The sequence below is a fragment of the Caballeronia sp. genome (genome assembly GCF_049581465.1).
Taxonomy (GTDB): Bacteria; Pseudomonadota; Gammaproteobacteria; order Burkholderiales; family Burkholderiaceae; genus Caballeronia.
Genome location: NZ_JBAUSA010001093.1, coordinates 1 through 8,641 on the forward strand (window position 1 = coordinate 1; position 8,641 = coordinate 8,641).

The window sequence follows — 8,641 nt, forward strand, 5'->3', positions numbered from 1 at the left end:
GTGCTATGACGAGAGCGACATGGGCACGCGAGCCGCCCCGGTCAATCCTCGCTCATTGGTCGTGATGGTCCGCCACGGCCCGATCAAAACTTCTCGACCCACGGCCTGAGTTCCACCTCAAGCGACCACGCGCTGCGCGCTTGCGAAAGCACATCGATGTAAGTCTGCGCAATGGCATCGGGCGAAAGAAAGCTGTCCGGACTATCCGCAGGCGTGGCCCTGCGCTCGCTTTCCACAGCACCGTCAATCACAAAGTGCGCCACATGTACGCCCTTGGGGCCCAGCTCGCGCGCCACGCTTTGCGCGAGCCCCCTGAGCCCGAACTTGCCCGTTGCGAATGCCGACGATAACGCGAAGCCCTTCACGCTAGCCGATGCACCCGTGAAGAAAATGGCGCCGCTACCCTTGGGGATCATGCGGCGCGCCGCTTGTTGAGCCGCCAGGAACCCGCCGAATGCCGTAATCGATAGTGACTTCCGGAACGCTTCCGGATCGACGTCCGCGATAGGGCCGTGCGCCCGGGCGCTTGCGTTATAGATGACGATCTCAGGCTCGCCGATGGCCTCATCCACTTGCGGGAACAAGCTGGCCATCGAAGCGGGATCTGCTGCGTCCGCCGCGAACGCGCGCGCGCCCGTTTGCGCGGTGAGCGCTTCGAGCTTGGCGGTATCGCGTGCGGCGAGGGCGACTTTCAAACCGGCGCCGGACAGCATGCGCGTCAGCGAGGCGCTGATGCCCACACCTGCGCCAATGATCAAGGCGGTTTTATAAGGAATACGCGTCACGTGAGCCTCTTCATGAAAAGTGGATGGGCATGGCGCTTGCGATGCCACGCATGGCCGAGCGGACGGACTGCACGACAGTATCGACAAGACCGCCTTGATCGTACTGCGGAACCGGCTGGCTGGCTTGGACCGCAAATGAGGGAGCGCAAGGTCACCTGAGCACGGTTTCAGCGTCCCTCCTTTCGCGACCCGCCCCCCGTACTACCTGAGCGAATCCTTGCGCGGCATCCAGACGCGCAACAGCGAGTACAAGCGATCGAGGTCGATCGGCTTCGCCAGATAGTCCGATGCGCCGGCTCTAAGCCACTGCTCCTGATCGTCCTTCATTGCCTTCGCGGTGAGCGCGATGATCGGCAGCTTGGCAAAGCGGCGATCCGCACGTATGCGGCGCGTCGCTTCAAGTCCATCCATTCCCGGCATCACGGCGTCCATGAGGACAACGTCGATATCCGGGAATTCATCAAGTGTCGCGATGGCTTCAAAGCCGTCGCGCCCGATCTCAACGGCCAGGCCCTGATGTTCAAGCGCGCCGCTCAGGGAAAAGATATTGCGAATATCGTCGTCGACCAGCAGCACGCGGCGGCCATCGAGCGCACGGTCCCGGGCGCGTGTCGCGTTGAGCATCGCGCGACGATCCTCCGACAGGTCCGATTCGACTTTGTGCAGGAACAGCGTCACTTCATCGAGAAGCCGCTCGGGCGAACGCGCCGCCTTGACGATGATCGATTGCGAGTAGCGCCGCAGTTCGCTTTCGTCCTCCGGGCTCAGGCTGCGCTCCGTATTGACGATCACCGGCGGGAACGAATCGAGGTCCGTTTCGCTCATTTGCTTGAGCAATTCACTGCCTCGCATGTCAGGCAATTTGAGGTCGGTGATCATGCAGTCGAACGGCGTCGTGCGCAGAAGCGCTAGCGCTTCGTGCCCGGATTCGACGGCCGTGATTTCGATGTCGTTGTCCTGGACCAGTTCGACGATCCCATCGCGTTGCGTTGCGTCGTCCTCAACCAGCAGGATGCGCTTGACCTTCTGTCTGAGGCGGTCTTCCATTGCGAGAAAAATCTCCCTCAGCGCCTCGCGTGTGGCTGGCTTCAGCGCATAGCCGACAGCACCGAGGTGCAAGGCCGCCTCCGTACGATCAAACGCCGACACGATATGCACCGGGATATGCCGCGTCTTTGCGTTGTTCTTCAGTTCCTGAAGCACGACCAGGCCGGATCGATCGGGCAAGCCGATATCGAGCAGGATCGCGTCGGGCGCGTGGCGTTCGGCGAGTTGCAGCGCTTCACCGCCCGTGAGCGCCACGACGCACCGGTAATGGAGTTCATGCGCGAGATCCAGCAGGATTTGCGCGAACGTCGGATCGTCTTCGATCGCGAGCACGACCCGGCGACCGTCGGGTGGGCGGGAACGGTCGTCGTCGAAGGGAAGCGGGAGCAAGAGTTCTGCGGGTACTGCTACCGATACCGCTGCCGCAAACGCCGGCGCCTCGGGTGGCGCTGCACGCAGATAGGAAGGCGCAGCAGCGCCCAGCGGCTCCACGCGAGCGGCATCGACGGGCAGTTCCAGCGTGAACGTGCTGCCCTCACCGGGCGTGCTTCTTACGGTCACGGCGCCACCCAGCATCGTGGCAAGGCTTCGCGAGATCGACAAGCCCAGACCCGTGCCGCCGTATCGACGGCTCGTGGTGCCGTCTGCCTGGTGGAAGGCTTCGAAGATACTCTCTAGTTGACTTGACGCGATGCCGATGCCCGAATCCTTGACCGCAAAACGCACGCTATGATCACCGGGATTGCCGCTCGTGAACATCAGGTCGACCGAACCCGAATCCGTGAACTTGATTGCGTTGGACAGCAGGTTCTTCAACACTTGTTCGAGACGCCGCTCATCGGTGACAAGCGTGTCCGGCGTGCCTGCTTCTATGCGGCTCGTGAACGTCAGTTTCTTTTGTGCCGCGATCGGCTCGAACGTGAGCCTGAGCGACTCCAGCATCTTTTGCAGCGAAACGTTCTCTTTGATCAAATCCATCTTGCCCGCCTCGACCTTGGAGATATCGAGGATGTCATTGATAAGATGAAGCAAATCGTTGCCGGCCGAATGGATCGTATTCGCATATTTGACCTGCTCGACGCTCAAATTTCCGGGTTTGTTCTGGGCCAGGAGTTTCGAAAGAATCAGCGAACTGTTCAATGGCGTACGCAATTCGTGCGACATGTTCGCCAGGAATTCCGACTTGTAGCGGCTGGCGCTTTGCAGCGCTTCGGCGCGTTCTTCGAGCGCATGTTGTGCCTCGCTTAAAGCACTATTCTTTTCATCTAGTACAAGGGTCTGATGCGACAACTGCTCGTTGATATGCTGCAGCTCTGCTTTCTGATTGCTCAAGTATGTCTTCGACTGTTGCAGCGCGACACTGTGTCTTTCAAGTTCTTCGTTGGTTATCCGAAGTTCTTCTTGTTGAAGCTGCAATTCTTCGTTTAGCAGTTGCGTGTCTTCCAGTGCCGTCTGGATTCGTTCCCGGTAAAGCGCAGCTTCGACGAACGCGCCCATGTTGGCGCCAATCAGGTTCAGGAACTCGATCTCCCGCTCGCTCGGCTCCCGCATCAGTCCGATCTCGACCACGCCGTTCACTAATCCCTCGCTCTTGAGCGGCAGGAGTATCAGGGTCGTCGGTACGGATGTTCCGAGCGCCGATGCCACGCGCCAGTAGTTGCCTGGCACGCTCTCCAGGCGCACAAGACGGCCCGAAGCGGCGGCACGGCCTATCAGGCCTTCCGATCTCTCGAATGCCCGGGGGAGTGGGCCAGTGCCGGCGCTAATACCTATCGACGCGGACTGGAAGAAATCATCATCTTCGCCCCGTACGTAGAGTGCTGCGACCGGCGCATTGATGTACTGCGCCAGGAATTCCAGCATGACGCGAGAAACAATGGAAAGCGCCTGCTGTCCTACGACGCGCTCGCCGAGCTGGCTTTGACCGGATTGAAGCCAGGCTTGTTGCTGGAGCTTCTCCGTCTGCTCGGCCTGTTCCCTGAGCGCCGCGTCATAGGATTCAGAAAGCAGCACCAGTTCGCGCCGGCCGAGATACGCCAGCAGCAAGCTGACCGACAAGCCAAACGCAAGGAAGACGACTATCGTAACCGTGGTGATTTCGCGGGCCGTCGCGACGCGTTGTAGCCTCAGTGTCTGCTCCATGCCCAGGAATGTTTCCAGCTCGCGCGCACTCTCTTCGCGTAGAACCCGCCCTTCTCCCACGCTGGACCTCGACTGATAATTCTGGCCGTCGCCGCGCTCGCGTATTGCGCGGTCCGCCACCGTGTCCCACTGCTCCTGAAGCGCCCGAATACGCAGCAATCGGTCGACTTGCGGTGTGTTGTCGCTGACGAGTTCGGAGAGTGCATTGATGTCTGAAATCAGCTTCGGCTTGCCGGTCTGGAACGGAGCCAGGAAGGTCGCGTCTCCGGTCAGCAAATACCCGCGCACAGCGCTTTCCTTGTCGCTGACTAGTCGCGCGATCTCTTGAGAGTCCCCGATGACCCGCTCGGAATGCTCGACCCAGTTAATCGCGGCAAGCAGATAGAGGATCAGACCGACAAAGACCATCGCAGTGACAACACCCATACCGAGCGGAAACGCGATGTTGCGCGTGAGAATCCTGCGGAAGGTATCTTTGTCGACCTGTGATTTTCCGGGCATATCAGCCTTGGTTTTCGGGTTGCGGTGCAGCAGTCGAGGGTGCGCGCCAAACGCCGCCGGGGACCGGTTATCGGCCGCGGTTCGTCTTGGGTTTTTGTGCCCGCGTTTTGGCGATATTTTTGGCGACATACGAGGTGCGACGCCAAAGACCGCCTGCAGCAAATCATAACCCGCTCGCTGTCAAACCGTACTTTCGTTCCTAGCTTACCGGCTAGCCAAACGCGTGCGCCACGAGAGGCGACTCTGCCTGGAATTAATCCGTTCCTTGGGTCCACGCCCTCACTTGAGCACGAACATTCGAGTTGCACGATAATCCCGTTGCCAAAAAATGCGCCCATTTCGCAAGGCAAATGCGCGCAGGGCAAATACGGCAAATAAAAATGCCTGAAGCGGATGGTTTCATTGCGTTCGTATCGACCTGCGGCCAAGAGAGTGAGCCCGCAAGAAAACGCGCACCTCTTGCACAGGCAGAGAACCGCAATCACGCATCCATTGACTGTAGCAAGACCCGAACTGTTATCCGAGCGGCGGGCAGTTCGGGACGAATTTCTGGAAGAGACATGAGCAAGACCAAAACCGTAGTCCTGGCATCCCTGCTGACGGCGTGCGCTGCGGCGCAGGCGCAAAGCAGCGTAACGTTATATGGCCGGGTCGACGCAGGTGTCGAATACGTTTCTGGTGCGCCGACGGGACAGAACCCGGTGACGGGTGCGGCGACAGGCAGCGGCAGTCGCTTTCGCGTAGAAAGCGGCGACTGGGGCACGAGCTTGTGGGGCATCAAGGGCGTTGAAGATCTGGGCGGCGGCTACAAGGCTGTGTTCCATCTTGAAGGCGCCTTCAACACGGTGACGGGTCAAGGACCGTCCAACGGCGGCCTCTTTGATCGATATGCCACGGTCGGCCTCGCAAACGATAAATTCGGCACCGTGCTGCTGGGCCATGAGTTGTTCCTCTCGAACGGCGTGTGGGATTTCGACCCGTTCGGTCAAAGCAACTGGTCGTCCGCATCGCTGGTTCGCGGGCGCAACTGGAACCATTCGAGCAACAATATCTCGTATCAGTCGCCGACTATTGCGGGTTTCGACGTCAGCGGCCAGTACGCCCTGTCCAACGCGACCAATTGGAACGGCAATGGCTCGACCGGACAAGGCCGCGCGGATGCCATTCAGTTGACGTACACGCAGACGGTCGTCCAGCTTCGGGCCATCTACGACGAATGGCGCGACCCGGCGAACGGCACGCTCGACGACGTTTTCAACTATTCGCGTGAATACACCGCCGGCGCGAATGTGTTCCTGGGCCAGTTCAAAATTCAGGCGGTGTTCGAGCAATCCCACGCGGACTCGGGAGCGAAATCAGGTGGCATTACAACGACCTCGCAGGAATGGGGCGGCGTTACCTGGCAAGCCACGCCGGCAGCGGCGTTGATAGCAGCGGTTTACCACGTCAATGCGAACAACGGCGGCGGCAACGCGACGCTCTATACGGTTGGCGGTACGTACAATTTGACGAAGCGAACCTTATTCGACTTCCAGATTGCTTCGACACGTAATAGCTCGAACGCGAATTTCGCGTTGAATGCCAACTCGTACGGCGACACGACCAGCACCGACAATCCTCTTGCGGGTCACAGCCAGTCGGGCGTGTACGCGGGAATTCAGCACCTGTTCTAAGTATCGCGGCGAGAATCGCAGGTTATGCGCAGCGAGGCTTGCTGCGCAACAGTTTATTTATTGAGGTCAAGCGCCTTGTTGTACCCCGTCAGCTCGAGATAGCCTCGGCCGACTGCTTTGCCGTCCCGGCTGACGGTGACAGCGCCTTCCCAGTAAACGGCACCGGTCGACTGCGTGGAATCGAGTTCCTGGTCATCCATCAGCGGATCGAGCCGCCATTCGACCGTCCCCGTCTTTACCGTCGATGCGACCGGATAAGATGTTCCGGTACGCGGCGAACGCCATTCACGTTGCGACGAGAAATCGACTTGTCCAGGCTCGAATGTGCTTAGTTTTCCTTGCGAATCCCGCAGCACCGCGTGCGCCCAAACTTTACCGCCGTCGCGTCCGCGAATCTTGAACGCCATCAACGCCGATCCATCCGAGAGATTTGCGCCAAGCCAGTCCCAGCCGACGGCGTCCGGGCTAAGTACCGTGCTCGACCATTCATGATCCAGCCACGCTGATCCACCCACCGGCGAACTCAATGCCGTCGTGCTCGTGCTCGAGTTGCGCGTCACAGTTCCGCTCACGAGCAGTTGCGGCTCGCTGTAGTAGTAGCTGGCTTGTGCGGACAATGGACCTTTTTTCGAGTACCCGTTGTCGCCTTGCATGAGCGGGCCTTGCGTCGGCTTGAGCTGCAGGTTCAGCGTGAAACCGTTGGCGTTTACTTTCACGTCGTAGTGACCATCGGGCGCACGCACGAGTTGCCATGCATCGAGTTTCACGTCGGTGTTGCCCGTTTTGGCGTAAGCAAGCCCGAAGCCCTGTCTCGCGATTCTTTGGTCATGCATCAGTCGTCCAAGCGACGGATCGCTCAAGGCGGCATGCGCGATGATCAATTGCGATGGCGCAAACGCGCTGGGGTCGGCTGCGTCATGCCCGGTTGCCGAGCGAAAAAACGTGATCTGGAAACCGAGCGGCTTGCCATCGGGCGTGTTCAGCCAGCCCGTTGCGTACCACCACTCGGTGCGATAGCCAGGATGCGACCCGGTGTCTTGCGGGAAGACCACCGGACGCCCCGGTGTCACTGTCGCGAACGTTGGCGCTGCCGCCGAAGCCGGTGCCGCGTGCACGCAAAGCGCGCTTCCGATGGCCAGCCACAACACCACACTCAAACGCGCAAACATCGGCATTACCAGTCCTCCTTGACCGCGCGCACGGCATCGAGTGAAACCGCTTTGCGCCCCGCAACGACGGCTGTTGCACAAGACGATGCCAGCATCACGAGCGCGACCGCGATCAAGGTCGGCCACGGAATATGCAGCGACATGCTCCAGTGAAACGACTGAGGGTTCACGACGAAGACCAGGATGAGACTGATCGCCAAACCGAGTGAAAACCCGAGCGCGATGCCAAGCGCCGTCAGCATCGCGCCCTCGGCGGCCAGGATCGCGAGAATCTGTCGACGCGTCACGCCGACGTGCCGCAACATGCCGAACTCGCGCGCACGCGCGAGGGCTTGTGCCGAGAACGTCGCCGCCACGCCGAACAGTCCGATCACGATCGCGACAGCCTCAAGCAAGTATGTGACCGCGAAGCTCCGGTCAAAGATCGTCAGCGTACGGGCGCGAATTTCCACGGGTTGGCTAAATTCCATCGCGGCGCCGAAGGGCAATCCGCGCATCGCCGATACCACCCCGTCGACGCTCGCGCCACGCGCGACCGTGATGGCAGCGTCAGTAGCGGTGGTGTCTGCGGTGAGCCGCCGGTAGTCGGCGAGCCGCAACTGGATCGCGCCCGTTTGCCGCACGTAGTCACGCCAGACGCCGGCCACTACGAAGGTGTGCTCACCTTGCCCGATGGGCAATCTGATTCGCTGTCCCAGCCGGTAGCCGTATAGATCGACCATGGCTTCCGAAATCCACATCGGGGTTTCATCGGCGGAGAGTGCGGACGGCGGCAACACTGGACCGGTCATTTGCAGGTTGGCGCCCGGATCGGCCGCGTCGATTTCGCGTGCAAGAAGCGCTACGGCCGGCCGGGACGGATCAAGCGTCACGCGCGATGTACGCGTGAACGCCGCGTGCGCCGCATCTTTCACGGATGCCAATGCGGCTTGTTCGTCTAGCCGCCATCCGCCTGTGTCGCCGTTCGGCGCGACGCGGACGTACAGGTTGGCGGACAAAAGGTGCCCGAGCCATTCATCGACGGACACGCGAAAGCTCGCCACCATGATCGCCATCGCGACGATCAGCGCAAAGCTCGACAAGACGCCGCCCATCGCGATGGATGCCTGCCCCGGCGCATTCGCGAGCCGGGCGAGCGCGAGGGTCGTGGTCGCCCTCCTGCCGGGACGGCGGGCATGACGTAGGCTAAGCACTGCAAAGAGCATCGCGGTGCAGCGCGGCATCAACGCGATGCCGCCCACCAGCATGAGCGCGACTGCGACGTAGCCGAGGATGGGGACATTGAAGACCGGCGGAGACTGGGTCAGCACAAGTGCAACAGCGA

5 protein-coding genes are annotated in these 8,641 nt (G+C 60.6%); 1 reads left to right on the forward strand and 4 read right to left on the reverse strand.

The window, feature by feature from the left end; all coding sequences use genetic code 11:
• Positions 1–83: 83 nt before the first annotated feature.
• The gene (locus tag WCA53_RS26720) at positions 84–785 is read right to left on the reverse strand and encodes an SDR family NAD(P)-dependent oxidoreductase (protein ID WP_423917715.1); all 702 of its coding nucleotides are present in this window, start codon (positions 783–785) and stop codon (positions 84–86) included.
• A 201-nt stretch (positions 786–986) separates the two neighbouring features.
• Positions 987–4,475 carry a response regulator gene (locus WCA53_RS26725; RefSeq protein WP_423917718.1) on the reverse strand — a complete coding sequence of 1,163 codons (3,489 nt, stop codon included), beginning with the start codon at positions 4,473–4,475 and terminating at the stop codon, positions 987–989.
• A gap of 560 nt (positions 4,476–5,035) precedes the next feature.
• On the opposite strand from WCA53_RS26725, the gene WCA53_RS26730 reads away from it, so the two are divergent.
• Positions 5,036–6,148: a porin gene (locus tag WCA53_RS26730; protein ID WP_423917723.1), complete on the forward strand. Its 1,113-nt coding sequence runs from the start codon at positions 5,036–5,038 to the stop codon at positions 6,146–6,148.
• Positions 6,149–6,201: 53 nt separating this feature from the next.
• Here WCA53_RS26730 and WCA53_RS26735 read toward each other — a convergent pair whose 3' ends face one another.
• Complete coding sequence (locus tag WCA53_RS26735) at positions 6,202–7,317, reverse strand: lipocalin-like domain-containing protein (RefSeq protein WP_423917731.1); 1,116 nt, start codon at positions 7,315–7,317, stop codon at positions 6,202–6,204.
• 5 nt (positions 7,318–7,322) lie between these two features.
• Positions 7,323–8,641, reverse strand: a 1,319-nt coding sequence (locus tag WCA53_RS26740; RefSeq protein ID WP_423917728.1) for an ABC transporter permease, incomplete at its 5' end; no start/stop codon positions are given.

Bases quoted from the DNA above. Each gene is read 5' to 3' on its own strand.
- WCA53_RS26725 (WP_423917718.1), bottom strand. From the start codon at position 4,475: ATGCCCGGAAAATCACAGGTCGACAAAGATACCTTCCGCAGGATTCTC.
- WCA53_RS26730 (WP_423917723.1), top strand. From the start codon at position 5,036: ATGAGCAAGACCAAAACCGTAGTCCTGGCATCCCTGCTGACGGCGTGC.
- WCA53_RS26735 (WP_423917731.1), bottom strand. From the start codon at position 7,317: ATGTTTGCGCGTTTGAGTGTGGTGTTGTGGCTGGCCATCGGAAGCGCG.